Origin of the sequence: Streptomyces sp. NPDC006296 (genome assembly GCF_040613235.1) — a bacterium.
Lineage (GTDB): Bacteria > Actinomycetota > Actinomycetes > Streptomycetales > Streptomycetaceae > Streptomyces.
Window position 1 is genome coordinate 26968 of the sequence record NZ_JBEXRT010000047.1, and the last position, 24776, is coordinate 51743.

25 protein-coding genes and 1 riboswitch are annotated in these 24776 nt (G+C 73.6%); of the genes, 14 read left to right on the forward strand and 11 right to left on the reverse strand.

From position 1 onward, the window contains the following. Positions 1-47 precede the first annotated feature (47 nt). Complete coding sequence (locus ABZ172_RS25990) at positions 48-1190, forward strand: glycosyltransferase family 4 protein (RefSeq protein WP_356887011.1); 1143 nt, start codon at positions 48-50, stop codon at positions 1188-1190. Positions 1191-1256: 66 nt separating this feature from the next. Here the strand turns inward: ABZ172_RS25990 and ABZ172_RS25995 are convergent, their stop codons facing one another. Further along, complete coding sequence (locus ABZ172_RS25995) at positions 1257-3053, reverse strand: AMP-dependent synthetase/ligase (protein ID WP_356887013.1); 1797 nt, start codon at positions 3051-3053, stop codon at positions 1257-1259. Positions 3054-3333: 280 nt separating this feature from the next. Here ABZ172_RS25995 and ABZ172_RS26000 point away from each other — a divergent pair, with 280 nt between their 5' ends. From ABZ172_RS26000 to ABZ172_RS26025, 6 genes are all read left to right on the forward strand, one after another. Further along, positions 3334-4143: a metallophosphoesterase gene (locus tag ABZ172_RS26000; protein ID WP_356887015.1), complete on the forward strand. Its 810-nt coding sequence runs from the start codon at positions 3334-3336 to the stop codon at positions 4141-4143. Between the two features lie 120 nt (positions 4144-4263). Beyond that, positions 4264-4713: an SRPBCC family protein gene (locus ABZ172_RS26005; RefSeq protein ID WP_356887017.1), complete on the forward strand. Its 450-nt coding sequence runs from the start codon at positions 4264-4266 to the stop codon at positions 4711-4713. Positions 4714-4718: 5 nt separating this feature from the next. Further along, positions 4719-5909 (forward strand): ArsA-related P-loop ATPase, encoded by a 1191-nt coding sequence (locus ABZ172_RS26010; protein ID WP_356887018.1) that lies wholly within the window; start codon positions 4719-4721, stop codon positions 5907-5909. Between the two features lie 80 nt (positions 5910-5989). Further along, positions 5990-6472 carry a DUF5304 domain-containing protein gene (locus ABZ172_RS26015; RefSeq protein WP_356887019.1) on the forward strand — a complete coding sequence of 161 codons (483 nt, stop codon included), beginning with the start codon at positions 5990-5992 and terminating at the stop codon, positions 6470-6472. A gap of 75 nt (positions 6473-6547) precedes the next feature. Then, entirely contained in the window at positions 6548-7489 is a 942-nt protein-coding gene (locus ABZ172_RS26020) for an ROK family glucokinase (RefSeq protein ID WP_356887020.1), read from the forward strand. 72 nt (positions 7490-7561) lie between these two features. Further along, on the forward strand, positions 7562-8329 hold the full coding sequence (locus ABZ172_RS26025) for an endonuclease/exonuclease/phosphatase family protein (protein WP_356887022.1): 768 nt from the start codon (positions 7562-7564) through the stop codon (positions 8327-8329). A 21-nt stretch (positions 8330-8350) separates the two neighbouring features. Here ABZ172_RS26025 and ABZ172_RS26030 read toward each other — a convergent pair whose 3' ends face one another. Together ABZ172_RS26030 and ABZ172_RS26035 are read right to left on the reverse strand one after the other, a co-directional pair. Further along, on the reverse strand, positions 8351-9019 hold the full coding sequence (locus tag ABZ172_RS26030) for a hypothetical protein (RefSeq protein ID WP_356887024.1): 669 nt from the start codon (positions 9017-9019) through the stop codon (positions 8351-8353). Next, positions 9012-9791, reverse strand: coding sequence for an alpha/beta fold hydrolase (locus tag ABZ172_RS26035; protein WP_356887026.1), 780 nt, complete (start codon positions 9789-9791; stop codon positions 9012-9014). The genes ABZ172_RS26030 and ABZ172_RS26035 overlap by 8 nt, the downstream gene beginning before the upstream one ends. A 201-nt stretch (positions 9792-9992) precedes the next feature. Here ABZ172_RS26035 and ABZ172_RS26040 point away from each other — a divergent pair, with 201 nt between their 5' ends. The 4 genes from ABZ172_RS26040 to ABZ172_RS26055 all read left to right on the forward strand — a co-directional run bounded on the left by ABZ172_RS26040 (position 9993) and on the right by ABZ172_RS26055 (position 13801). Beyond that, a complete protein-coding gene (locus ABZ172_RS26040; RefSeq protein WP_356887028.1) occupies positions 9993-10712 on the forward strand; it encodes a lysophospholipid acyltransferase family protein in 720 nt (239 codons plus the stop codon). Between the two features lie 59 nt (positions 10713-10771). Next, positions 10772-11989 carry a DUF5931 domain-containing protein gene (locus tag ABZ172_RS26045; protein WP_356887030.1) on the forward strand — a complete coding sequence of 406 codons (1218 nt, stop codon included), beginning with the start codon at positions 10772-10774 and terminating at the stop codon, positions 11987-11989. Continuing rightward, complete coding sequence (locus tag ABZ172_RS26050) at positions 11986-12678, forward strand: response regulator transcription factor (RefSeq protein ID WP_356887034.1); 693 nt, start codon at positions 11986-11988, stop codon at positions 12676-12678. The genes ABZ172_RS26045 and ABZ172_RS26050 overlap by 4 nt, the downstream gene beginning before the upstream one ends. Positions 12679-12799: 121 nt before the next feature. Continuing rightward, on the forward strand, positions 12800-13801 hold the full coding sequence (locus tag ABZ172_RS26055; RefSeq protein WP_356887036.1) for a 2-hydroxyacid dehydrogenase: 1002 nt from the start codon (positions 12800-12802) through the stop codon (positions 13799-13801). A gap of 154 nt (positions 13802-13955) precedes the next feature. Here ABZ172_RS26055 and ABZ172_RS26060 read toward each other — a convergent pair whose 3' ends face one another. Further along, positions 13956-15851, reverse strand: a complete 1896-nt coding sequence (locus ABZ172_RS26060) for an anthranilate synthase family protein (protein ID WP_356887058.1) — start codon at positions 15849-15851, stop codon at positions 13956-13958. A gap of 200 nt (positions 15852-16051) precedes the next feature. Next, positions 16052-16156 carry a trp operon leader peptide gene (locus ABZ172_RS26065; protein ID WP_356887038.1) on the reverse strand — a complete coding sequence of 35 codons (105 nt, stop codon included), beginning with the start codon at positions 16154-16156 and terminating at the stop codon, positions 16052-16054. 57 nt (positions 16157-16213) lie between these two features. Here ABZ172_RS26065 and ABZ172_RS26070 point away from each other — a divergent pair, with 57 nt between their 5' ends. Then, positions 16214-17560, forward strand: a complete 1347-nt coding sequence (locus tag ABZ172_RS26070; protein WP_356887040.1) for a class II 3-deoxy-7-phosphoheptulonate synthase — start codon at positions 16214-16216, stop codon at positions 17558-17560. Positions 17561-17710: 150 nt separating this feature from the next. Then, positions 17711-17977, forward strand: a complete 267-nt coding sequence (locus tag ABZ172_RS26075; protein ID WP_356887042.1) for a (2Fe-2S)-binding protein — start codon at positions 17711-17713, stop codon at positions 17975-17977. 39 nt (positions 17978-18016) lie between these two features. Here the strand turns inward: ABZ172_RS26075 and bfr are convergent, their stop codons facing one another. Then, positions 18017-18496, reverse strand: coding sequence for a bacterioferritin (gene bfr, locus ABZ172_RS26080; RefSeq protein WP_356887044.1), 480 nt, complete (start codon positions 18494-18496; stop codon positions 18017-18019). Between the two features lie 156 nt (positions 18497-18652). On the opposite strand from bfr, the gene ABZ172_RS26085 reads away from it, so the two are divergent. After that, complete coding sequence (locus ABZ172_RS26085) at positions 18653-19285, forward strand: sulfite oxidase-like oxidoreductase (protein WP_356887046.1); 633 nt, start codon at positions 18653-18655, stop codon at positions 19283-19285. A gap of 16 nt (positions 19286-19301) precedes the next feature. On the opposite strand, the gene ABZ172_RS26090 is transcribed toward ABZ172_RS26085, so the two are convergent. The 5 genes from ABZ172_RS26090 to thiO form a co-directional block, all read right to left on the reverse strand. After that, positions 19302-20168, reverse strand: a complete 867-nt coding sequence (locus tag ABZ172_RS26090; protein ID WP_356887048.1) for a deoxyribonuclease IV — start codon at positions 20166-20168, stop codon at positions 19302-19304. Positions 20169-20190: 22 nt separating this feature from the next. Further along, a complete protein-coding gene (gene pknB, locus ABZ172_RS26095) occupies positions 20191-22113 on the reverse strand; it encodes a Stk1 family PASTA domain-containing Ser/Thr kinase (protein WP_356887050.1) in 1923 nt (640 codons plus the stop codon). A 115-nt stretch (positions 22114-22228) separates the two neighbouring features. Continuing rightward, positions 22229-22969 carry a thiazole synthase gene (locus tag ABZ172_RS26100; RefSeq protein WP_356887060.1) on the reverse strand — a complete coding sequence of 247 codons (741 nt, stop codon included), beginning with the start codon at positions 22967-22969 and terminating at the stop codon, positions 22229-22231. A 56-nt stretch (positions 22970-23025) separates the two neighbouring features. Beyond that, entirely contained in the window at positions 23026-23304 is a 279-nt protein-coding gene (gene thiS, locus ABZ172_RS26105; RefSeq protein WP_356887052.1) for a sulfur carrier protein ThiS, read from the reverse strand. Further along, entirely contained in the window at positions 23301-24515 is a 1215-nt protein-coding gene (gene thiO, locus ABZ172_RS26110) for a glycine oxidase ThiO (protein ID WP_356887054.1), read from the reverse strand. The genes thiS and thiO overlap by 4 nt, the downstream gene beginning before the upstream one ends. Then, positions 24512-24625, reverse strand: a riboswitch (TPP riboswitch). It overlaps the preceding gene by 4 nt. Between the last annotated feature and the right edge of the window lie 151 nt (positions 24626-24776).

A 24776-nucleotide genomic window follows, 5' to 3' on the forward strand; every position in this document is an offset into this window, starting at 1 on the left:
GGAGCCGTCAGGCAGGGCCGAAGGACCGCCCGGTACTGTCTGCGGCGATGGACAAGACGCTGATCGTGACGAACGACTTCCCGCCCCGCCCCGGCGGCATCCAGGCCTTCCTGCACAACATGGCGCTGCGGATGGACCCCGAGCGGCTCGTCGTCTACGCCTCCACCTGGAAGCGCGGGGCGGAGGGTGCCGAGGCCACCGCCGCCTTCGACGCCGAGCAGCCGTTCACCGTCGTGCGCGACCGCACGACGATGCTGCTGCCCACGCCCCGGGTCACCCGGCGGGCGGTCGGGCTGCTGCGCGAACACGGCTGCTCCTCCGTGTGGTTCGGAGCGGCCGCCCCCCTCGGGCTGATGGCGCCCGCGCTGCGCGGGGCCGGCGCCCGCCGGATCGTCGCCACCACCCACGGCCACGAGGCCGGCTGGGCGCAGCTGCCCGCGTCCCGGCAGCTGCTGCGGCGCATCGGCGAGGGCACCGACACCCTCACCTACCTCGGCGAGTACACCCGGTCCAGGATCGCCGCGGCGCTCACCCCGGAGGCCGCCGGCCGTATGGTGCAGCTGCCGCCCGGCGTCGACGAGAAGACCTTCCACCCCGCGTCCGGCGGAGAGCGGGTCAGGGCCCGGCTCGGACTCAGCGACCGGCCCGTCGTCGTGTGCGTGTCGCGGCTCGTGCCCCGCAAGGGCCAGGACACCCTCGTCCTGGCCATGCCCGCGATCCTGGCGCGGGTGCCGGACGCCGTCCTGCTGGTCGTGGGCGGCGGCCCGTACGCCGGACAGCTGAAGAAGCTGGCGGCCGAGACCGGTGTCCAGGACTCCGTGCGCTTCACCGGACCGGTGCCCTGGGAGGAGCTGCCGGCCCACTACGGCGCCGGTGACGTGTTCGCCATGCCCTGCCGGACCCGCCGGGGCGGGCTCGACGTCGAGGGCCTCGGCATCGTCTATCTGGAGGCGTCGGCGACCGGTCTGCCCGTCGTCGCCGGTGACTCGGGCGGGGCCCCGGACGCCGTGCTCGACGGCGAGACCGGCTGGGTGGTCCGGGGCGGCTCCGCCGAGGACTGCGCCGACCGCGTCGTCACCCTGCTCGGCGACCCCGCGCTGCGCCGGCGCATGGGCGAGCGGGGCCGGACCTGGGTCGAGGAGAAGTGGCGCTGGGACCTGCTCGCGGAACGCCTGCGCTCGCTGCTCTGAGCGCACCCGCGGCGGGGGCCCGCACCGGTCGCGGTGCGGGCCCCCGGCGGAGGGACGTCCCCGGGATCAGCCGCGGTAGATCGACTCGACCTCGTCCGCGAAGTCCTTCGCCACGACGTTGCGCTTCAGCTTCAGCGACGGCGTGATGTGGCCCGCCTCCTCGGTGAACTGCGCGCCCAGCACACGGAACTTGCGGACCGACTCCGCCTTGGAGACCGCCGCGTTGCCCTCGTCCACCGCCCGCTGCACCTCGGCCAGCAGCTCGGGGTCCTGCCGCAGCGAGAGCGCCGTCGAACCGGCCGGCTTGCCGTGCTCCTCGGCCCAGCGGGAGAGGAACTCCTCGTCGAGCGTGAGCAGGGCGCCGACGAACGGCCGGCCGTCACCGACCACCATGCACTCCGCGACCAGGGCGTGCGCGCGGATCCGGTCCTCGATCACCGCGGGGGCGACGTTCTTCCCGCCCGCGGTGACGATGATCTCCTTCTTCCGCCCGGTGATCGCGAGGTAGCCGTCCTCGTCGAGCGTGCCGATGTCCCCGGTGTGGAACCAGCCGTCGGCCAGCGCCTCGGCCGTCGCCGCCTCGTTCTCCCAGTACCCGGTGAACAGGTGCTCGCCGTGCAGCAGCACCTCGCCGTCGTCGGCGATCCGCACCACCGAGCCGGGCAGCGGCTGGCCGACCGTGCCGATCTTCTGCCGGTCCCACGGGTTGAAGGCCGTCGCGGCGCACGACTCGGTGAGGCCGTAGCCCTCCAGCACCGTGAAGCCGATACCGCGGAAGAAGTGGCCGAGCCGCTCGCCCAGCGGGGCCCCGCCGGAGATCGCGTACTCGCCGCGGCCGCCGAGCACGGCGCGCAGCTTGCCGAACACCAGCTTGTCGAAGACCTTGTGCCTGATCCGCAGCCCCAGCGAGGGGCCCTCCGGGGTGCCCAGCGCCCGGCTGTACGCGATCGCGGTGCCGGCGGCCCGGTCGAAGATCCGGCCCTTGCCGTCGGCCTGGGCCTTGGCCCGCGCCGCGTTGTACACCTTCTCGAACACCCGCGGCACGCCGAGGATCAGCGTCGGCCGGAACGAGGCCAGTTCGTCGGTGAGGTTCTTGATGTCCGGCACGCAGCCGAGCTTGATCGGTGCCATCACCGAGGCGACCTCGACCAGCCGGCCGAAGACGTGCGCGGTGGGCAGGAAGAGCAGGACGGAGCACTCACCGGTGCGGAAGAGGGGCTTGAGGCGCTCCACGACGTTGCCGCACTCCGCGAAGAAGCTGCGGTGGGTCAGCACACAGCCCTTGGGGCGGCCGGTCGTGCCCGAGGTGTAGACGATCGTCGCCGGGTCGTCCGCCTTCGCGCTCACCATGCGCAGGTCCAGCGTCTCGTCGGAGACACCGGCACCCGCCTCGACGAGGTCCCCGACGGCGCCCCGGTCGATCTCCCAGACGTGGTCCAGGCCCGGCAGCCGGTCCCGTACGGCCGCGACGCACTCCGCGTGCGCGGCGCTCTCCACGACGACCGCGACCGCGCCCGAGTCGCCGAGTATCCACTGGACCTGCTCGGGCGAGCTGGTCTCGTACACCGGCACGGTGACCGCGCCCGCGCACCAGATGGCGAAGTCCAGCAGGACCCACTCGAAACGGGTGCGGGACATCAGCGCGACCCGGTCCCCGGGCTGCACGCCCGACGCGATCAGGCCCCGGGCGGTGTCTCTGACCTCGGCGAGGAACCGGGTCGCCGTGACGTCCGTCCAGACGCCGGCCACCTTCCTGCTCATCACCGCGACATCGGGATGCTGAGCGGCGTTGCGGCGGATGAGATCCGTCAGGTTGCCGTCCGTCGGGACCTCGTACAGGGCCGGAAGGCTGAACTCGCGCAAGACTGCTGCTCCTCATCGGGCTCCGGTTCCACGGCTCTGTGCGACGCACCGGATCGGTCCAAGACTGGCAGATGCTCAGCGGGGTGAGCACGACTGGACCGGCCGGACGTTACCCACCGGTACTGGATTCCGGAAAGGGGGTTCCGGCCAGATGTCTTATGCATCACACATATCCGCGGTCCTTCGGCGCACATTAGTCCACCCGTGTCCGGGTCCGGAAGTAACCGCAGGTCCGACGCCCTCTACCCAGAGCGGCCGGCCGCGACCTAGGCTGATCGGCATGCGAGTCGGCACACCCCGGAATCGGCACACCACCCCCACCCGGCGCACACGGGTGCACGTCGTCAGCGACGTGCACGGGAACACCGAGGCGCTGGCCCGCGCCGGGGACGGCGCCGACGCCCTGATCTGCCTGGGTGACCTGGTCCTCTTCCTCGACTACGCCGACCATTCGCGCGGCATCTTCCCCGACCTGTTCGGCGTCGACAACGCCCACCGCATCGTCGAGCTGCGCACCGCGCGCCGCTTCGAGGAGGCACGCGCCCTCGGCCGCGCGCTGTGGGAGGGCCGGGACCGCGACGCGGCGATCCTCTCCGCCGTGCGCAAGCAGTACGCCGAGATGTTCGCCGTGATGCCCACCCCGACTTACGCCACCTACGGCAACGTCGACGTGCCCGCGCTCTGGCCCGAGTACGCACGTTCCGGTACGACCGTGCTGGACGGTGAGCGTGCCGAGATCGGCGGCCGGGTCTTCGGGTTCGTCGGCGGCGGTCTCAGGACCCCGATGAACACGCCGTACGAGATCGGCGACGAGGAGTACGCCGCCAAGGTCGAGGCGCTCGGACCGGTCGACGTGCTCTGCTCGCACATCCCGCCGGACGTCCCCGAGCTGACCTACGACACCGTGGCCCGGCGCTTCGAGCGCGGCAGCTGCGCACTCCTGGACGCCATCCACCGCACCCGCCCCCGCTACGCCTTCTTCGGCCACGTCCACCAGCCGCTGGTCCGCCGGATGCGGATCGGGGCCACCGAGTGCGTCAACGTCGGCCACTTCGCGTCGAGCGGGCGGCCCTGGGCCCTGGAGTGGTGAGCGACACGGCGACCGGCCCCGGGCCGGGGCGCGGGCGGGACGGCCGCCGGCACGCGATAGCCTGCACACGGCAGGCCTCTGCCGAACGCGACCGGTACACCGCACTGGAGGGCCACGGCGATGGCTGAACACACCAGCTCGAGCATCACGATCGAGGCGGCACCGGCCGACGTCATGGGAGTGATCGCCGACTTCGCCCGCTATCCGGAATGGACCGGCGAGGTGAAGGAGGCCGAGGTCCTCGCCACCGACGACCAGGGCCGCGCCGAACAGGTCCGCCTCGTCCTGGACGCCGGCGCGATCAAGGACGACCATGTCCTCTCCTACACCTGGAACAGCGAGTACGAGGTCGGCTGGACCCTCGTGAAGTCCCAGATGCTCCGCGCCCTCGACGGCAGCTACGCCCTGGCGCCCCTCGGCGACGGCGACCGCACCCAGGTCACCTACCGGCTCGCCGTCGACGTCAAGATCCCGCTGCTCGGCATGATCAAGCGCAAGGCCGAGAAGGTCATCATCGACCGCGCCCTCGCCGGGCTGAAGAAGCGCGTCGAGTCCGTCCCGAAGGCCTGATCCACATGCGTACGGTCCTCGTCACCGGCCCCGGCGGCGCAGGCCGTACCACCGTCGCCGCGGCGACCGCGCTCGCCTCGGCCCGCGACGGCCGCCGCACCCTCCTGGTCTCCGCCGACGCGGTGCCCGCCTTCCCCGCCGCCCCGGCCGCCGGCGAGCCCGTCGAGGTCACCGACCGGCTGGCCTGGGTCCGCGTCGACTCCGCCGCGCACTTCCGCGCCGAGCTCCTCGACCTCCAGGAACGCGCGTCCGGGGTGCTCGACCTGCTCGGGGCCAACCGGCTCGACGGCGAGGAACTGACCGAACTGCCGGGCAGTGCGGAGCTGGCCGTCCTGCACACCCTGCGCCGCGCCGCCGAGGGCGACCTGGCGCGGGACGGCCACGAGGTCCTCGTCGTCGACCTGCCCCCGCTCACCGACGCCCTCGCCCTCCTCGCGCTGCCCGGGCAGCTGCGCCGCTACCTGCGACGGCTCCTGCCCAGGGAACGCCAGGCCGCCCGCGCCCTGCGCCCGGTCCTCGCCCAGCTCGCCGGTGTCCCCATGCCCGCCCAGTGGCTGTACGAGGCCGCCGCCCGCAAGGACGCCGAACTGGCCGCCGTCGAGGCGCTGATCGAGGACGACGCCACGACCGTGCGGCTCGTCGCCGAACCCGGGCGGACCGCGGGCGAGGCGCTCGGCTCCGCCCGTACCGGACTCGCCCTGCACGGGCTGCGCGTCGACGCGCTCGTGGCGTCCCGGGTGCTGCCCCGCCACTCCGCCGACCCCTGGTTCGCCGACCTCGCCGCCCGGCAGGAGAAGTGCCTGGACCACTGGCGCCAGGAGTGGGCACCAGGGACCCCCGTCCGCGAGAGCGCGCACCTCGGCCGCGAACCGCGCACCGTCGAGGACCTGGCGCTGCTCGCCGAGGCCTGCGCGACCGACGGTCCCGCGCCGGGACACGCCGGGGACCCCTGGTGGACGGAGACGGCCGACGACGGGGTCCTCTCCTGGTGCCTGCCGCTGCCCGGAGCCGCCAAGGAGGACCTGCGGCTCGTCCGGCGCGGGGACGAACTGCTCCTGACCGCGGGGCCGTTCCACCGGACCGTGCGCCTGGAGTCCGCACTGCGCCGCTGCACCGTCTCCGGAGCGGCGCTGACCGACGGCGTCCTGCGCGTCCGCTTCACGCCCGACCCCTCGCTCTGGCCCCGCACACCGTGAACGGCCTGCCGCCGTTCGGGTAACGTCGGTGGTACGAGGACCGTACGGTCACGCAGGCAACCGCGTCGCAGGAGTCCGCCATGAGTGAAGCCACCGATCGTCCCGCCGACGACGACGCGTGGGCGGAGGCCTGCGCCGAGGACCTCGACGCGGAGAAGGCCCGCCGCCGGGCCCGCTACGGGCAGCAGCAGGGCTCCGCGGCCGAGGAGCTGCGCAAGCTGATCGACGCGGTGGCCGACAAGGTCTCCTCGCTCCAGTCCCCGCTGCTCGGGATGGCGGCCCAGGGCACCGTCCAGCAGGTGATCCGGCAGGCCAGGTCCGCCGTCGAGCCCGTCATCGAGCGCAACCCGGAGGTCTTCGACCACCTCGCCGCCGCGGGCAGCGAACTCCTCGCCGCCTACCGCACCGCCGTCGAGGGCCAGGAGAACCGCTGGACCCGCGGCACCGAGGGCGCCTCCGCCGGCACCGGGAACACGCCCGGCCCGGGGAAGAAGGCCGCCGACGACCCCTCGGACCCGCGTGACGAGGGCACCGGCGGCAGCGAACACATCGACCTCGACTGACCCTGGGCAGGGACCGCCCCTCCCCGGCTCGGGTACGGTTGGCCGTAGCGGGGCTCGACCGGAACTGAGGGATTCATGGGACTCACCATCGGCGTCGATATCGGCGGCACGAAGATCGCGGCTGGAGTGGTCGACGAAGAGGGCCGGATCCTCTCGACGTTCAAGGTATCGACCCCGCCGACGGCCGAGGGCATCGTGGACGCGATCAGCGCCGCCGTGGCCGGAGCGAGCGAGGGGCACGACGTCGAGGCGGTGGGCATCGGCGCTGCCGGGTACGTCGACGACAAGCGCGCCACCGTGCTGTTCGCCCCGAACATCAACTGGCGCCACGAGCCGCTCAAGGACAAGGTCGAGCAGCGCGTCGGCCTGCCCGTCGTCGTCGAGAACGACGCCAACGCGGCGGCCTGGGGCGAGTACCGCTTCGGCGCCGGCCAGGGCCACGACGACGTCATCTGCATCACGCTCGGCACCGGCCTGGGCGGCGGCATCATCATCGGCAACAAGCTCCGCCGCGGACGCTTCGGCGTGGCCGCCGAGTTCGGCCACATCCGGGTCGTCCCGGACGGGCTGCTCTGCGGCTGCGGCAGCCAGGGCTGCTGGGAGCAGTACGCCTCCGGGCGCGCGCTCGTGCGGTACGCCAAGCAGCGCGCCAACGCCACCCCGGAGAACGCCCAGATCCTGCTGGGCCTCGGCGACGGCTCCGTGGACGGCATCGAGGGCAAGCACATCAGCGAGGCCGCCCGGCAGGGCTGCCCGGTGGCCACCGACTCCTTCCGCGAGCTGGCCCGCTGGGCCGGCGCCGGACTGGCCGACCTGGCCTCGCTCTTCGACCCGTCCGCCTTCATCGTCGGCGGCGGCGTCTCGGACGAGGGCGAACTGGTCCTCGACCCGATCCGCAAGTCCTTCCGGCGCTGGCTGATCGGCGGCGAGTGGCGTCCGCACGCCCAGGTCCTCGCGGCCCAACTGGGCGGCAAGGCCGGTCTGGTGGGCGCGGCCGACCTGGCGCGCCAGGGCTGACACCACCCCGTTCCGACCGACGCCCGTCGCGCCCCCCGGGGAGCGGCGGGCGTCCGCCGTATCGTGCCGTGCATGGTCACGACGCCGACGCCGACGCCGCTGCCCGACTCCCGTACCGAGCCGGACGGTTCAGCCGTCATCCGGGTGCTCAGCTACAACGTCCGCTCGATGAAGGACGACACCGGTGCCCTGGCCCGGGTCGTCCGGGCCTGCGCACCTGACCTGGTGTGCGTCCAGGAGGCCCCCCGCTTCTTCCGCTGGCGCAAGGCCGCGGCCCGGCTGGCGGCCGGGACGGACCTGGTGGTCCTCGGCGGCGGCGCCACGGCGGCCGGGCCCCTGCTGCTCTGCTCCCTGCGCGCCACCGTGGAACGCACCGAGGACGTCCTGCTGCCGCTCACCCCGGGGCTGCACCGCCGCGGCCTGGCCACGGCCGTGGTGCGGATCGCCGGGGCCCGGCTCGGGATCGTGAGCTGCCACCTCAGCCTGCAGCGGGAGGAGCGCCTGGCCCAGGCGGGGGCGCTGCTCGACCGGATCGAGGCGATGGACGTCCCGCACGCCGTCGCGGCCGGCGACCTCAACGACGTCCCGGAGGGGAGCGCCTTCCGGCTGCTGGCCGGGCGGCTCCAGGACTGCCGTGCCGTCCGGCCCTGGGGCGGCGCGCTCACCTTCCCGCCGGGATCGCCGCGCAAGCGGATCGACGCGGTGTTCGCGACCGCCGGCATCGAGGTCCTCGGCTGCGGCGTCCCCGCGGACCTGCCCGGCGTCACCGGTGCGGACCTGCGGGCGGCCACGGACCACCTGCCCGTGCTGGCCGCCCTCAGGGTGCCCGCCGGGGGCTGAGCACCGACGGGAGCGCCGCCGTCAGACGACCGCGCCGCGCCCCGGGTCGTCGTCCTCCTCGTCGTCGTCGGGCATACGCGCCACCAGGGTGGCGAAGCCCCCGAGGAAGCCGCCGACGGAGAGCGTGGTCAGCCACCACGTCATCTCCCACTGCATCAGCACCGCGAGCAGCATCAGCACCGGACCGCCGACGACCGCCAGCCACGCGAACTTCGCCGTCACGTCGGCCTCGGGCAGCGGCGGCGGCTCCGGAGGGACGAAGTGCCCCTCCTCGCTGTCGTCCGGACCGCCGGCGCCGTCGCCGGGCTCGGCCAGGCCGTAGTCGCGCGGGCCGGCGACGCCGGGGGCGAAGACGACCGAACCGCCGAGCGGCTTCTTCTCCGGCGGCGCGCCGGACGTCTTGCCGCTCACGCCCTTGTCCGCCTCGTCGCCCGCACCGGACTCCTGGGACGGGTCCACGACGTTGAGCTCGCCGTCCTCCAGCAGCGCCAGGTCCTCGACCGACTTGAACGGCTTGGCCCCCGGCGGGTCCGGCGGCTCCTCGCCGTACCCCGCGACGATCGCCTCCCAGGCCGCGGCCTCGTCGAGCGGCCGTGCCCCCTCCGCGCCCTCGGGGACGGCCGTCCCCTCCGTGGGGCGCGGTTCGCGCTCCTCGTCCCTGCCCGCGCGCTCCGCGTCGTGCTCAGCCACCGGACGTTCTCCCCTTCTTGCCGGCATCGGGTGCGAGGCGGCCGATGAACCGGTGGCTCTCGTCGAAGATCCGCTCCGCGTCGTGGTCCAACGTCGCCACGTGGTAGCTCTGTTCCAGCAGGATCTCCTCGACGTCCCGGGACGAGATCCGGCTCAGGATCCGCGCCGAGTCGGCCGGCGGCACCACGTGGTCCTGCGGACTGTGCAGCAGCACGACCGGCTGGGTGACCTGGGGCAGATCGGCGTCGACCAGCCGGAAGAACGCCCGCAGCGAGTGCGCGGCGTGCAGCGGCACCCGGTCGTAGCCGACCTCCTCGACGCCCTCCCGCGCGATGTCGCTGGTCAGGCCCTTCGTCGTGCGCACCACGTGCCGGGCCACCGGCAGGGCGTACGCCGACAGGCCGTGCACCTTGTTCGCCGGGTTCACCAGCACCAGGCCGGCGATCGCGTCGCCGTGCCTGGCCGCCAGGCGCAGGGCCAGGGCCCCGCCCATGGACAGCCCGAAGACGAAGACCCGCTCGCAGCGCGCCGTCAGGGCCCGCAGCTCCCGGTCCACCTCGGCGTACCAGTCCTGCCAGCCGGTGACGGCCATGTCCTCCCAGCGCGTGCCGTGTCCGGGCAGCAGCGGGAGGGACACGGTCAGTCCGCGCTCCGCCAGGCCGTCGGCCCAGGGGCGCAGCGACTGCGGAGTGCCCGTGAATCCGTGACAGAGGAGCACGCCGACCTCTCCGCCCTCGTGGCGGAACGGCTCGGCTCCAGGGAGGACCTGCACCGGGGTCTCCTGTTCATCGAGGGGCGGGGTGCGGGAGGTGTGCACAAGGATGACTTCACCGTACGCGACCGGGCCGACACCGACCAGGGCCGTCACGGTCCGGGCGCCCGCCGCCCGCGGCGGATCCGCCCCCGATCGGGCGGACGGGGCGGCGGTCCCACAGGTTAAGGTCGGTCGGACGGCACACAGGAGGCACCAGAGTTGATCTACGGCGCAATGAAGTTCTCGATCGGCGGTTCCCTCAAGCTGGCCTTCAGGCCCTGGGTGGAGGGCCTGGAGAACATCCCCGCACACGGGCCGGCGATCCTGGCGAGCAACCACCTGTCCTTCTCCGACTCCTTCTTCCTGCCGGCCGTCCTCGACCGCAAGGTGACCTTCATCGCCAAGGCGGAGTACTTCACCGCGCCCGGGGTGAAGGGCAAGCTCACCGCCGCGTTCTTCAAGGGCGTCGGCCAGCTCCCGGTGGACCGCTCCGGCGGCCGGGGGGCCGGCGAGGCCGCCATCAGGGCCGGCATCCAGGTGATCGAGAGCGGCGGGCTCTTCGGCATCTACCCGGAGGGCACCCGGTCGCCCGACGGGCGCCTCTACCGGGGCAAGCCCGGCGGCCTCGCCCGGGTGGCGCTCGCCACGGGTGCGCCGGTCGTCCCCGTGGCGATGATCGACACGGAGAAGATCCAGCCCCCCGGCCAGGTGGTGCCCCGGCTCATGCGGCCCGGGATCCGGATCGGTGAACCGCTGGACTTCAGCCGCTACCAGGGCATGGACGGCGACCGCTTCATCCTGCGCTCGGTGACCGACGAGGTCATGTACGAGATCATGAAGCTCTCCGGCCAGGAGTACGTGGACATCTACGCGACGGCCGCCAAGCGGCAGATCGCCGAGGACGCGAAGAAGAAGGGCACGGAGCCGCCCGACGCCTGAGGCACCGCCGCGGCGGGCGGCACGGGCAGGGGGAGAGGACCGGGGGAGGGGACGAGGGCATGTCCGGGCGGGAACGGGTCGTACGGATGTCGGTGGAGCAGCCGCTGTGGCGGGCGCTGACCGCGTACCGCGTGCTGACCCTGGGATACGCGGTGCTGCTCGCCGGCTTCGGCCGGGGGACGTACGAGCGGCCCTGGGTGGCCCTGGTCTTCCTGGCGTTCCTCGCCGTCTGGACGCTGCTCACGCTGCCCCGGGTGGCCGGCGCCGCGAGCTGCACCAAGCGGTTCCTCGGCCTGGACCTCACGGTCGCCATGACCGGGATCCTGCTCACCCCGCTCGCCGACTTCGACGCCCGGCACATGGACGGCCCGACGCTCCCCTCGATCTGGACCGCGGGCTCGGTCCTCGCCTTCGCGCTCAAGGGCGGCTGGCGCTGGGCGGCCTTCGCCTCCACCCTCGTCGCCGCCGCCAACATCGTCGAGCGCGGCGAGCCCAGCCGGGACACCTTCCACAACGTGGTGCTGGTCTGGGTCGCCTCCATCGCCATCGGCTACGTCGTCGAGGTGGCCCGCGCCAGTGAACGCACCCTGGCCCGCGCCCTGGAGATCGAGGCCGCGACCCGGGAGCGGGAGCGGCTCGCCCGCGACATCCACGACAGCGTCCTCCAGGTCCTCGCCATGGTCCAGCGGCGCGGCACGGCCCTGGGCGGCGAGGCCGCCGAACTCGGCCGGATGGCCGGCGAGCAGGAGGTCGCGCTGCGGACCCTGGTCTCCAGCGGCCTGGTGCCCACGGCCCGGGTCCCCGGGGACGGCGCGCGGGAGGCGCCCGGCCACCCGGTGGACGCCGGGGCGGCCGGGAGCGCCGAAGCCGACCTGCGCGCCCTGCTCGCTCCGTACGCGGGCTCCCGGGTCAGCTTCGCGGAGCCCGGCGCCCCGGTGCTGCTCGCGGCGGAGGAGGCCCGCGAGCTCGCCGCCGCGGTGAGCGCCGCACTGGACAACGTCCGGGCCCACGCGGGCCCGGAGGCCCGGGCGTGGATCCTGGTCGAGGACGAGCCGGACGAGGTGATCGTCACGGTCCGGGACGACGGCCCGGGCATCCCGGAGGGCCGGCTGGACCAGGCGGAGGGGGAGGGCCGGCTCGGCGTCGCCCTGTCGATCCGCGGGCGGCTGCGCGACCTGGGCGGCACGGCAGAGCTGATCTCGGTACCCGGTCAGGGCACGGAGGTCGAGTTGAAGGTTCCGAAGGTTTCACGGGGGAAGGCAGGACCGGTCCGATGAGTACACCGAACCCACAGGCGTCCGAGGAGCGGGCCATCAAGGTCATGGTCGTCGACGACCACCCGATGTGGCGCGACGCGGTCGCCCGCGACCTCACCGAGTCCGGTTTCGAGGTGGTCGCGACCGCCGGGGACGGCCCGGGCGCCGTCCGCCGCGCCCACGCGGCCGTGCCCGACGTCCTGGTGCTCGACCTGAACCTGCCGGGGATGCCCGGCGCCCAGGTCTGCAAGGAGCTCGTCGGTGCCCACCCCGGACTGCGCGTCCTGGTGCTCTCCGCCAGCGGTGAGCACGCCGACGTCCTGGAGGCCGTGAAGTCCGGCGCCACCGGCTATCTGCTCAAGTCGGCCAGCACCCGGGAACTGACCGACGCCGTGCGGGCCACCGCCGCGGGCGACCCGGTCTTCACACCGGGCCTCGCCGGGCTCGTCCTCGGCGAGTACCGCAGGCTCGCCTCCGACCCGGCCCCCGCGGCCCCCGACCGGCCGAAGGCCCCGCAGCTCACCGACCGCGAGACGGAGGTCCTGCGGCTGGTCGCCAAGGGACTCTCGTACAAGCAGATCGCCGAGCGGCTGGTCATCTCCCACCGCACCGTGCAGAACCACGTCCAGAACACCCTGGGCAAGCTCCAGCTGCACAACCGGGTGGAGCTGGTGCGCTACGCCATCGAGGCCGGGCTCGACGACGTCTGACCCGCGGTGCCGCCCCGCCGCTCCGGCGGGCCCGCGGGGGCGGCACCCGCCGAACGGCGCCCCGGGGGCGCGGGCCGTATATTCGCGAGGACCGGCCCCGCCCCCTCACCCGGGAGACGTCGTGGAGATCCTGGCCTTCGGTGTGCAGTCCGACGAGAAGCCGCTGATCGAGAAGGCCTTCGCCGGCCTGCACGACGTCCGCTGCCTGGACGTCTTCCTCACCGAGGACACCGCCCCGATCGCCGCGGGCCACGAGATCATCTCCACCAGCGTCAACGCCGACCTCGGCAGCGGCGTGCTGCAGACCCTCGCCGCCGGCGGCACGCAGCTGATCGCCCAGCGCTCCACCGGCTTCAACAACATCGACCTCGACGTCGCCGAACGGCTCGGCCTGCACGTCGCCCGGGTCTCGTCCTACTCGCCGTACTCGGTCGCCGAGTTCGCCTGGGCCCTGGCCATGGCCGTCAACCGCCGGATCGTCCGGGCGGTGAGCCGCACCCGGGACTTCGACTTCCGGCTCGACGGGCTCCTCGGCCGCGACATGCACGGCCGCACGGCCGGAGTGCTCGGCACCGGGAAGATCGGCGAGGCGTTCGCCCGGATCGCCCACGGCTTCGGCATGGAGCTGCTCGGCTGGGACGTCGTCGAGAACCCCGCCTGCACCGCGCTCGGCATGACCTACGTGGACAAGGAGCGGCTCTTCGCGGAGGCCGATCTGATCAGCCTGCACGTGCCGCTGCTCCCGGCCACCCAGCACCTCATCGACGCACGGGCCCTGTCCGCGATGAAGGACGACGCCCTCCTGGTCAACTCCAGCCGGGGCGGCCTCATCGACACCCGCGCGCTCGTCGGGGAACTGCGGGCCGGCCGCTTCACCGGGGTCGGACTCGACGTCTACGAGGCGGAGGCGGGGCTCTTCTACGTCGACAGGTCGGTGGAGGGCATCGACGACGACACCCTCGCCCGGCTCGTCACCTTCCCCCACGTCATCATCACCTCGCACCAGGCGTACTACACGCGCGAGGCCGTGGAGCAGATCATCGACGCCACCGTGCGGAACGTCACCGACCACCTCGCGGGCCGCCGCAGCGAGAACTTCCTGGTCCCGGCGCCCCCGCGCTGAGCACGGCCGCCGCCGCTCCCACCCCCGCCGCGCTGAGCACCGCCGCCGGCCGGCGCCGCTCCCGCCCCGGCCGGCCCCGCTGCCGCACGTCGCCGGCCTCCGCTTCCGCCGGGCCGGGGCGCACGCCCCGGCCCGGCGGCCCCGGGCTCCGGTCTCAGCGCGGCACCGGCAGCGCCGCCAGCAGGCCGGTCACGATCGCGGCGCCCCGGAGCGTCAGCACCGATTCCGGATGGAACTGCACCGAGGCGAAGCCGCGGCCCCGCAACGCGTGCAGCTCGCCGGTCACCGCGTCCCGGCTCGTCCCGATGCCGTGCGCGTCCAGCTCCGCGGCCGCCGCGTCGTCGCAGAGCGCGGTGAAGCTGTTGTAGAAGCCCACCGTCTCCGGCCTGCCGAACAGCTCGATCCGGGTCTGCGCCCCCTGGTACGGCACCGCCTTCCGTGCGATCTCCAGGCCCAGCCCGGCCGCGATCAGCTCATGGCCGAGGCAGACGCCGAGCAGCCCGTGCCGGTGCTCCCGCAGCAGGTGCGCGGTCAGCTCCCGCAGCAGCCGCATCCGCGGATCGGCCGTGTCCGCCGGATTCCCCGGCCCGGGCCCCAGGACCACCGGGCCCTCGTGGGCCCGCACCGCCGCACGCAGCCCCGGCTCGTCGTACCGCCGCACCGACACGTCGAGGCCCGAGGCGCGCAGCAGATGCGCCAGCATCGCGGTGAAGGTGTCCTCGCCGTCCACCACCAGCGCACGGCCGGACAGCTCCCGGGTGCGCTCCTGCATCCGCAGCCAGAACGGGGCCAGCCCGCCCCGCCGGTCGTCCAGGGCCGCCCGCACCCGCGGGTCCGAGGCCAGCGGCGGGCGCACCGCCTCCGGGCCGGGCCGGCCCGGCCGCACCCCCAGCGCCGCGAGCACCCCGGCCGCCTTGGCGTGGGTCTCGGCGACCTCGCCCGCCGGATCGGAGTGGCGCACGAGGGTGGCCCCCACCGGGACCCGCAGCCGCCCCTCCGCCGAGATGTCGGCGGTACGGATCAGGATCGGCGAGTCCAGCGTCTGCGCCCCGCCGGGCTCCCGGGACACCAGCGCCAGCGCCCCCGCGTAGTAGCCGCGGCCGTCCGGCTCGTACCGTTCGATCACCCGGCAGGCGTTCTGGACGGGGGAGCCGGTGACCGTCGCCGCGAACATGGTCTCCCGCAGCACCTCCCGCACGTCCAGCGAGGACCGCCCGCGCAGCTCGTACTCCGTGTGCGCGAGGTGGGCCATCTCCTTCAGCCGCGGCCCCACGACCACCCCGCCCATGTCGCCGACGGTGCACATCATCTTGAGCTCCTCGTCGACCACCATGGAGAGCTCCTCGGTCTCCTTGCGGTCGCCCAGGAAGGCCAGCAGGCCCTCCGCGGTGGGCCCCCCGGGCGGGTAGCGGTAGGTCCCGCTGATCGGGTTCATCACCACGGTCCCGCCGGACATCCGCACATGGACCTCGGGGCTGGCACCGACCAGGGTGCGGCCGCCGGTCCCCGGCCGTCCGGGCTCCGGGGCGTCCCCGGTGTGCACGACGAACGTCCAGTAGGCGCCGCGCTCGCCGGCCAGCAGCCGCCGGAACAGCGCCAGCGCGTCCGCCCGGCCGAACCCGGGGATCTCGCCGCGGAAGGTCCGCCGGATCACGAAGTTGGCGCCCTCGCCCTGCCCGATCTCGTCCTCGACGACCCGGCGCACGACATCCGCGTACGCCTCGTCGGGGACGTCGAAGGCCCCGTCCTCCACCCGCACGTCGTGGCCGGGCAGGTGCGCGAGCACCTCGTCCAGCGGCAGCTCGTGCACCTCGGCGGCGACCAGCACGGCGAGCGGGGTCCCGTCGTCCCGCACGTCGAAGCCGCGCTCGGCGATCTGCCGGAAGGGCACCAGGGCCAGCGAGGGCAGCTCGCCCACCGGGATGCCGGCGAGCCGGTCCACCTCCCGCACCTCCCCTGTCAGGACCTCGACGGTGTCGTGGTCCCGGCCGGGCGTGCGCCTGCGCAGCAGCGCGAAGGGCGGGGCGTCGTCGCGGAGCAGGGCGGACAGGACCGACGCGACGTCCTCGGCACGCCCGGGCGCGGCCGGGTGCGTGGATGCCGGCACGGGGTGTACGGACGTGGGAGGCGTGGGTGGCGCGGTCTCGGGCACGGGCGTTCCTCTTCCTGACGGAGGAACGGCTCCCGGCGCCGGAACGCGGAGAAGGCCGCCCCTCGGGCGGCCTTCGCGGAGTATGTCAGCGCGATGTGTCAGCGGGCCGCCGGATGAGCGGTCCACCACCAGTTCTGGATCGACGGCGCGAACATGTCGCTCACCCTAGCGGAAGGAGACGGACGGGAGAGTGCGCGTCTCATGTGGTGAGCGGGCGGACGGGGCGCACGCGCGGACCCCGTAATGTGGGGAAGGTGACCGTGAACGCCAATACCTCCGTCGCCGGTGGCCACACCTGGCGAGACCTTCCCGCGGCGCAGCAGCCCGAGTACCCCGATGCCGAGGCTCTGCGCGACGTACTCGCGGACCTCGAGTCGTATCCTCCGCTCGTCTTCGCCGGCGAGTGCGACCAGCTGCGCGCCCGCCTGGGAGCCGTCGCCAAGGGCGAGGCGTTCCTGCTGCAGGGCGGTGACTGCGCCGAGGCCTTCGACGCCGTGTCCGCCGACCACATCCGGGCCAAGCTGAAGACGCTGCTCCAGATGAGCGCCGTCCTGACCTACGCGGCCTCCGTGCCCGTCGTCAAGATCGGCCGCATCGCCGGGCAGTACTCCAAGCCGCGCTCCAAGCCGACCGAGACCCGCGACGGCGTGACGCTGCCGACGTACCGCGGCGACTCCGTCAACGGCTTCGAGTTCACCGAGGCCGCCCGCATCCCGGACCCCGAGCGGCTGAAGCGGATGTACCACGCGTCCGCCTCCACGCTGAACCTCGTGCGCGCCTTCACCACCGGCGGGTACGCCGACCTGCGCCAGGTGCACGCCTGGAACCAGGACTTCGTGAAGTCCTCGCCGTCCGGGCAGCGTTACGAGGCCCTGGCCCGCGAGATCGACAACGCGCTGAACTTCATGAAGGCGTGCGGCACGGACCCCGCGGAGTTCAAGGCGGTCGAGTTCTACGCCTCGCACGAGGCGCTGCTGCTCGACTACGAGTCGTCGCTGACCCGCACCGACTCGCGGACCGGCCGGCTGTACGACACCTCGGGCCACATGGTCTGGGTCGGCGAGCGCACCCGCCAGATGGACGGCGCGCACATCGAGTTCGCCGCGAAGATCCGCAACCCCATCGGGATCAAGCTCGGCCCGACGACGACCGTCGACGAGGCGCTGGGCTACGTCGACCGCCTCGACCCCGAGCGCGAGCCGGGCCGGCTGACCTTCATCGTCCGCATGGGCGCCGACAAGGTCCGCGACAAGCTCCCCGAGCTGGTCGAGAAGGTCACGGCCTCCGGTGCCGCGGTGGTCTGGGTGACCGACCCCATGCACGGCAACACCTTCGAAGCCGCGTCCGGCCACAAGACGCGCCGCTTCGACGACGTGCTGGACGAGGTCAAGGGCTTCTTCGAGGTGCACAAGGAGCTCGGCACCCACCCCGGCGGCATCCACGTCGAGCTGACCGGCGACGACGTCACCGAGTGCGTCGGCGGCGGCCACGAGATCTTCGTGGACGACCTGCACCAGCGCTACGAGACGGCCTGCGACCCGCGGCTCAACCGCAGCCAGTCCCTGGACCTGGCCTTCCTGGTCGCCGAGATGTACCGCGACCAGTAGGGACCACCCCGGACGGCACCGGTGGGGCACGGATCGATGTGATCCGTGCCCCACCGGCGTACCGGGGCTTTTGCCGCCACCGGCGCACAGGTAAGGTTAGGTTAGCCTCACCGGGAAATCGGGACGGCGCAGCGATCGACCCGTCGGGAGGTGAACCGCGTGTACGTATGCTCCTGCTTCGGCATCACGGAGGACCAGGTCAAGCGGCATGCGGACAGCGGGGCGTGCACGCCCCGGCAGATCGCCTCCGCCTGCCGGGCGGGCACCGACTGCGGCGGCTGCGTCCGCAGGATCCAGGCCCTGCTCGGCCGCGGCGCGTACCCGCGCCCCGATCTCGCCGAGGGGCCCACGGCACCGGCCGGTGTGCCCGCCGCCCTCGGCGCCGCGCCGGACGTCAGGTTCTCCGACGCCGCCTGAGCGGCCCGCCCGCGGCCGTGCGCCCACGGGTCCCGCCGATCAGCTCTCCGGCTGCTCGATCAACTGCGCGATGTACAGCGCCTCGCCGAGCTTCTCGACCAGCTCCAGCTGGGTGTCGAGGTAGTCGATGTGGTGCTCCTCGTCCTCCAGGATCGACTCGAAGATGTTCGCGGAGGTGACGTCGCCCTTGCCGCGCATCACGTCGATGCCCCGCCTGAGGCGGTCGATCGCCTCCACCTCGACCTGGCGGTCGGCCTGGAACATCTCGGTGACCGTCTGGCCCACCCGGACGTGGAAGAGCCGCTGGTAGTTGGGCAGGCCGTCCAGGAACAGGATCCGGTCGGTGAGGATCTCCGCGTGCTTCATCTCGTCGAACGATTCCGACCGGGTGTACTTGGCGAGCTTCGTCCAGCCGAAGTTCTCCTGCATCTTCGCGTGCAGGAAGTACTGATTGATGGCCGTCAATTCGGCCGTCAGCTGTTCGTTGAGGAACTCGAGGACCTCGGGGTCGCCCTGCATCGCAGAGGCTCCTTCCAACCGGTGGACTGGGCACGTTTCCGGCGCATCCTCGCACCGCGCCATCCGGCCGTCCAGTAAGTGCATGCTTAGTATGAGTTGCCCGAATCGACTCTCCCCTGGTCATGACCACCCCTGCCTGTCTGTCACCATGGAGGCATGGGTCAGCCGGAGAGCCGGGAAAGCGGCACAGCAGAGCAGGCCGGGCTTCCACCGGGGCAGCGCCTGCAGCGTGGCTGGCCGGTCACCCATTACGGGCCGGTCCCCAAGTTCAAACCGGACCGCTGGGAGTTCCGCGTCTTCGGGGCCACGGCGGACGGCGACAAGCACTGCTGGAATCACCGGGAATTCACGGAACTCCCCTTCTCCTCCGTCGTCGCCGACCTCCACTGCGTGACGAAATTCAGCATGCTCGGAGCCGAATGGGGCGGAATCCGCGCCCGCGAGGTACTGGCACTCGCACCCCCCGGTCCGCAGGTGACCCACGTGATGGTCTGGGCCGAATACGGATTCAGCTCGAATCTCCGGATCGCCGACTTCGCGTCGGACCGGACGCTGTTCGCCACCCACAAGGACGGCGAACTCCTCACCGCGGAACACGGATTCCCGCTGCGCCTGGTGGTGCCGCACCTGTACGCCTGGAAGGGGCCCAAATGGGTCCGGGGCATCGAGTACATGACGGCCGACCGCCGCGGGTTCTGGGAGGAGCGGGGCTACCACAACATCGGTGACCCGTGGAGCGAGCAGCGCTACTCCTACCAGGAACAGCTCGGGGACGGCCCCGAACTCTGAGCGCCCGGAGGCGGCCTCACCGGGCGGCCGCGCCGCCCCTGAGCTCCTTCAGCCGTGCCACGTCCGCCGTATGGCCCTCCTTGCCGCCGGGCGTCTCGATGACCAGCGGCACACCCTCGGTCGCGGGGTGCCGGAACAGCTCGCGGAACGGCTCGGCGCCGATCCGGCCCGCGCCGATGTTCTCGTGCCGGTCCTTGTGCGCGCCCACCACGTCCTTGGAGTCGTTGGCGTGGATCAGCTTCAGCCGGCCCTCGCCCACCGTCTCCGCGAGCAGGTCCAGGGTCTGCCGCATCCCCGCGGGACCGGTCAGGTCGTGCCCCGCCGCGTAGATGTGGCAGGTGTCCAGGCAGACTCCCAGCCGCGGATGGGCGTCCAGCGCCTCGAAGTACGGGCCGAAGTCCCAGGTCCGCGAGCACAGCGAGGAGCCCTGCCCGGCGGTCGACTCCAGCAGCAGGAACGGATCGTCGTCATGGGTCAGCTCGTCCAGCAGCGGGAGCAGATGGGTCCGCACCTGGGCCAGGGCCTCCGCGCGCGGCCGTCCCCCGGTGGCCGAGCCGGTGTGCACCACCACCCCCAGGGCGCCGATCTGTCTGGCCCGGCGCAGCGAGTGGCGCAGCGACACGACGGACCGCTCGACGGTGGCCCCGGTGTGCGAGCCGAAGTTGATCAGATACGGGGCGTGGACGTACGCCGGGACGGAGCGCGCCGCGCACCCGGCGCGGAACAGCTCGTCCTGCGCCGGGTTCCCGGCCGGTGTCGCCCAGCCGCGCGGGTTGGCGACGAAGACCTGGACGGCCTCCGCGGCCAGCTCCTGTGCGTAGCCGAGGCCGACCTTGGCGAGTCCTCCGGCCACCGGTACGTGGCCGCCTATCGGGTTGCGCATGTGCTGCCGGTCCTCGCTGGGTCTACAGGGCCTTGGTCCTGATGGTGATCGTGGATCCCTCGGCGGCCTTCCCGCCGCCCGCGACCGACTGGCTGCCGACCGTGTCGCTGAAGGAGAGGAACGGCCGGTCGACCTTGACCTCGAACCCCGCCTCCTCCAGTGTGCTGCGGGCCTCGTCGACGTCCTTGCCCGTGACGTCGGGGACCTGGAGCATGCGCGGGCCCTTGGACACCGTCAGCTCCACGGTGTCGCCCTCGGCGGCCTCCGCGCCGCCGCCGGGCGACTGCCGGGCGATCTCCCCCCGGGCCTGCGCGGACTCGACCTGCCCGGTCAGCACCTTCGCCTTCAGGCCCGCCTCCTCCAGCGCGGCCGTCGCCTCGTCGACGGGGAGCCCGGTGACCTCGGGCACGTCGACCGGGCCGCCCTTGCTGAGGACCAGGGCCACCGCGGAGTCCGGGCGCCGTTCCGTGCCGGCCCGCGGGTCCGTGCGGATCACCGCGTCCCGGTCGGTCTCCTCGCTGAACTCCCGCGTCACCATGCCGGGCTCGAACCCCGACTCCTGAAGCGTGCGCCGGGCCTCGGCGAGCGACAGGCCCTCGACGTCGGGGACCTCGACGATCTCCGGGCCGCGCGAGATCACCAGCCGCACCGCGTCGTTGCCCCGGATCCGCTCCCCGGAGCCGGGATCGCTGCTGATCACCGTGCCGCGCCGCACCGTGTCGCTGTAGGCGCGGTCCACGCCCTTCAGATCGAGGCCCTCCTCCGCGAGCCGCTCCTCGGCCGCGCTCTGGGTCTTGCCCAGGAGGGAGGGGACCCGGGTGAACTGACCGGAGTTGATGTACCAGACGCCCGCCCCCGTGCCGAGCGCCAGCAGGACGGCGACGACGACGGCGATCAGCCCGCGCCGGCCCCGGCCGGTGAAGGGCCGGCGCCGCCCGAGCCCCGGCTCCGGCAGGGCCGCCACGGGCCTCTCCAGCCTGCTGGTGTGGTGCGCGGTGCCCTGGCCGGCCGGGATGACCCGGGGTATCACGCTCGTGCGGTCCTCGGCGGCGTCGTGCGTCTCCGCGAGGGCCTGCGGGGGCCGAGCGTCCAGCTGCTCCTCGGTGAGGGCCGCGCGTATCGCACGGGACTCGGCGAGCAGGGCCACCGCGTCGGCCGGACGGACGTCGGGGTTCCGCGCGGTGGCGGCGGCCACCAGCCCGTCCAGCCCGGCCGCGAGGCCCGGGACGGCACCGGACGGCGCCGGGACGTCCTCGTTCAGGTGCCGGTAGAGGACCTGGGCGGCGGTGTCCCCGCCGTGCGGCTTGCCGCCGGTCAGCATCTCGTACAGGACGACACCGCACGCGTACACGTCGGAACGGGTGTCGGCCGTGCCCTGCTCGATCTGCTCGGGGGCCAGATAGGAGACCGTGCCCAGCAGCGAACCGGTGGTGTCCGTGGCCGTCCCCACGGCGCGCACGAGACCGAAGTCGGCGACCTTGACCCGCCCGTCGTCCCCTATCAGGACGTTCTCCGGCTTCATGTCCCGGTGGACGAAGCCGGCGCGGTGCGCGGCGCCGAGGGCGGCCAGCACCGGCTCCAGGATGTCCAGCGCGGCCCGCGGCTGGAGCGCCCCGCGCTCGCGCAGGACGTCGCGCAGCGTGCACCCGGCGACGTACTCCATCGCCAGGTACACATAGGCGCCCTGGGCGCCCTGGTCGAACACGCCGACCACGTTCGGGTGGGCCAGCCGGGCGACGGACTTGGCCTCGCGGATGAAGCGTTCGACGAACGCCGCGTCGGTGGCCAGCGCCGGGTGCATCACCTTGAGGGCGAGCACCCGGTCGAGCCGGGTGTCCACGGCCCGGTACACCGTGGCCATACCGCCGACGGCGATACGCGCTTCGATGCGGTAGCGGCCGTCGAGCAGCTGCCCGACGAGGGGGTCCTGGAGGGTCGTGTCCACGGGGCGAGTCTACGAGCTGCCACGGACACACCGGACGGTCCCGGGGCCGTCCGGTGCCGAGCCGTGACAGGGGTATGCACATGCTGTGACCAGCGGGCCGTCCCGCCACCCGCCCTCAGAAGGCGGGGCGCTCCGGATCCAGCACCGCGCGCCCCTCCGCCGGCGAGGACGCCTCGGCGAAATGGCGGCGCGGGATGCGCCCCGCCCGGTAGGCCAGCCGTCCGCCGTCCACCGCGTGCCGCATCGCCGCCGCCATCAGCTCCGGCTCCTGCGCCCGGGTCACCGCCGAGGCGAGCATCACGGCGGCGCAGCCCAGCTCCATCGCCAGCGCGGCGTCCGACGCGGTCCCGGCGCCGGCGTCCAGGATCACCGGGACGGTGGCCTGCTCGACGATGAGCTGGAAGTTGTGCGGGTTGCGGATGCCGAGCCCCGAACCGATGGGGGAGCCCAGCGGCATGACCGCCGCGCACCCCACCTCCTGGAGCCTGCGGGCCAGGACCGGATCGTCGTTGGTGTACGGCAGGACCGTGAAGCCGTCGTCGACGAGGACCTCGGCGGCGTCCAGCAGCTCGACCGGGTCGGGCAGCAGGGTCCGCTCGTCGGCCACGACCTCCAGCTTGATCCAGTCGGTGCCCAGTGCCTCCCTGGCCAGCCTGGCCGTCAGCACGGCCTCGCCCGCGGTGAAACAGCCCGCGGTGTTCGGCAGGACCTGGACGGACAGCCGTTCCAGGACGGAGAGCACCGAACCCTGGACGGTCGGATCGAGCCGGCGCATCGCCACGGTGGTCAGCTCGGTGCCCGAGGCGATCAGGGAGCGCTCCAGCACGTCGAGGCTGGGTGCCCCGCCCGTCCCCATGATCAGCCGGGACGCGAACACGGCGGGCCCGAGGGCGAAGAGGTCGTCGGACACGGTCAGCCTCCCTGGACTGCGGTGAGGACCTCGACGCGGTCGCCGTCGGAGAGCGTCGTCGCGGACCAGAGCGAACGGGGTACGACCGCCTCGTTCACCGCGGCGGCGACCCCGGAGGGAGCCCCGGTCAGCCGGGCGACGAGGGCGTCCAGCGCGGTGCCGGCGGGGAGGGTGCGGAGCGCGCCGTTCACGGAGACGGAGACGGCGGCGGGGGCGGGGACCGGCGCGGGCGCGGTCCCGGGGGCGTCCGTGGTGGCACGGGCGGGCACGGGCTGGGTCATGCGGGCTGCTCCTGCGTCGCGGGGGCGGTGTCTGCGGGGGAGGGGCGCCGCCCGTTCCCCGAGGGGGCGGGGGCGAAGCGCTGCGGTGCGAAGGGGCGGCCCGCCTCGGGCAGCTCGCCGGTGGTGAGCACGTGGGCCATCACGTCGCCGGTGACGGGGGTCAGCAGCACCCCGTTGCGGTGGTGCCCGGTGGCGAGGTGCAGGCCCGGCAGCGCGGTGGGGCCCAGCAGCGGCGCGTTGTCCGGCGAGGCCGGCCGCAGGCCCGCCCGGGTCTCGGTCAGCGGCAGCTCGGTGATGCCCGGCACCAGCGCGTGGGCGTCGCGCAGCAGCTCGTAGACGCCGCCCGCGGTGACCGTGGTGTCCCAGCCGAGCTCCTCGGTGGTCGCACCGACCACCAGCTCGCCGTCCACCCGCGGGACCAGGTAGACCTGGCTGCCGCGCACCACCGCCCGCACGGTCCGGCTGAGGAAGGGGGCGTACGCGGACGGCACGGTGAGCCGCAGCACCTGGCCCTTGACCGGGCGCACCGGCGGCACGACGGCCTCGGGCAGCCCCTCCAGACGGCCGCTGAGGCTGCCGCCGGCGAGCACCACCTGCCCGGCCGGGAGCTCCGTCCCGTCGGCCAGGACCGCTCCGGCGGCCCGGCCGCCCGCGACGCGGAGCCGCTGCACCCGGGCACGGCGGAAGCGCACCCCGGCCCGTTCGCACGCGGTGACCAGCGCCGGGGCCAGCCGTCTCGGATCCACCTGGTGGTCGCCGTCGACCCGCAGCCCGCCGCGCACACCCGGCGCGAGCATCGGCTCCAGCCGCCGGCACTCCCGGCCGCTCAGCCACTCCGAGTCAAGCCCCGAACGCCGTTGCAGCGCGTGCAGCTCCCGCAGCTGCGCACGGTCGTCGGAGTCCAGCGCGACGGACAGGGTCCCGCAGGTGCGGAAGCCGGTCGTCCGGCCGCTCGCCTCCTCCAGCTCCGCCACGAACGCCGGATAGCGCCGTGCCGAGGCCAGGTTGAGGGCCAGCAGGGTCTGCTCGCCGTGGTGGAGCTCGGTGACGGCGGCGAGCATCCCGGCCGCCACCCGGGCGGCCCCGCCGCCCGGTTCGGGATCGGCCAGCGTGGTGCTCAGGCCGCGCTGGGCCGACCGCCAGGCGGTGACCAGGCCGATCAGGCCGCCCCCGACGACCAGGACGTCGGAACTCTCTCCGGCACTGCGCATGGGCGTCCAGCCCCTCCCTTCGCCGGCATGACCCGGATCAGGTTCGTACGGTCGGAGGCCGTCCAGCCTCCCTCTCAGCCCGGTGCGCCCGGACTCCCGCGGTCGTGTTGCGGTCGCCAGCCTAGACCCCGCCGCCCGCGGCACGTAAGGGAGCGGCGTCCGGGGCCGGGGGGGGGGGGGGGGGGGCGCCGGCGCGCGGGGGGGCACCGGCCGCCGGGGGGGGGGGGGCGGGCGGGGGGGGGAGGCGCGGGGGGGGGGCGC

What these genes read in the sequence shown, in the direction of transcription:
- ABZ172_RS25990 (WP_356887011.1), top strand. Translation starts at nt 48, where the DNA reads ATGGACAAGACGCTGATCGTGACGAACGACTTCCCGCCCCGCCCCGGC.
- ABZ172_RS26000 (WP_356887015.1), top strand. Translation starts at nt 3,334, where the DNA reads ATGCGAGTCGGCACACCCCGGAATCGGCACACCACCCCCACCCGGCGC.
- ABZ172_RS26005 (WP_356887017.1), top strand. Translation starts at nt 4,264, where the DNA reads ATGGCTGAACACACCAGCTCGAGCATCACGATCGAGGCGGCACCGGCC.
- ABZ172_RS26010 (WP_356887018.1), top strand. Translation starts at nt 4,719, where the DNA reads ATGCGTACGGTCCTCGTCACCGGCCCCGGCGGCGCAGGCCGTACCACC.
- ABZ172_RS26015 (WP_356887019.1), top strand. Translation starts at nt 5,990, where the DNA reads ATGAGTGAAGCCACCGATCGTCCCGCCGACGACGACGCGTGGGCGGAG.
- ABZ172_RS26020 (WP_356887020.1), top strand. Translation starts at nt 6,548, where the DNA reads ATGGGACTCACCATCGGCGTCGATATCGGCGGCACGAAGATCGCGGCT.
- ABZ172_RS26025 (WP_356887022.1), top strand. Translation starts at nt 7,562, where the DNA reads ATGGTCACGACGCCGACGCCGACGCCGCTGCCCGACTCCCGTACCGAG.
- ABZ172_RS26045 (WP_356887030.1), top strand. Translation starts at nt 10,772, where the DNA reads ATGTCCGGGCGGGAACGGGTCGTACGGATGTCGGTGGAGCAGCCGCTG.
- ABZ172_RS26050 (WP_356887034.1), top strand. Translation starts at nt 11,986, where the DNA reads ATGAGTACACCGAACCCACAGGCGTCCGAGGAGCGGGCCATCAAGGTC.
- ABZ172_RS26065 (WP_356887038.1), bottom strand. Translation starts at nt 16,156, where the DNA reads ATGAGACGCGCACTCTCCCGTCCGTCTCCTTCCGCTAGGGTGAGCGAC.
- bfr (WP_356887044.1), bottom strand. Translation starts at nt 18,496, where the DNA reads ATGCAGGGCGACCCCGAGGTCCTCGAGTTCCTCAACGAACAGCTGACG.
- ABZ172_RS26085 (WP_356887046.1), top strand. Translation starts at nt 18,653, where the DNA reads ATGGGTCAGCCGGAGAGCCGGGAAAGCGGCACAGCAGAGCAGGCCGGG.
- ABZ172_RS26090 (WP_356887048.1), bottom strand. Translation starts at nt 20,168, where the DNA reads ATGCGCAACCCGATAGGCGGCCACGTACCGGTGGCCGGAGGACTCGCC.
- ABZ172_RS26100 (WP_356887060.1), bottom strand. Translation starts at nt 22,969, where the DNA reads ATGGGGACGGGCGGGGCACCCAGCCTCGACGTGCTGGAGCGCTCCCTG.
- thiS (WP_356887052.1), bottom strand. Translation starts at nt 23,304, where the DNA reads ATGACCCAGCCCGTGCCCGCCCGTGCCACCACGGACGCCCCCGGGACC.
- thiO (WP_356887054.1), bottom strand. Translation starts at nt 24,515, where the DNA reads ATGCGCAGTGCCGGAGAGAGTTCCGACGTCCTGGTCGTCGGGGGCGGC.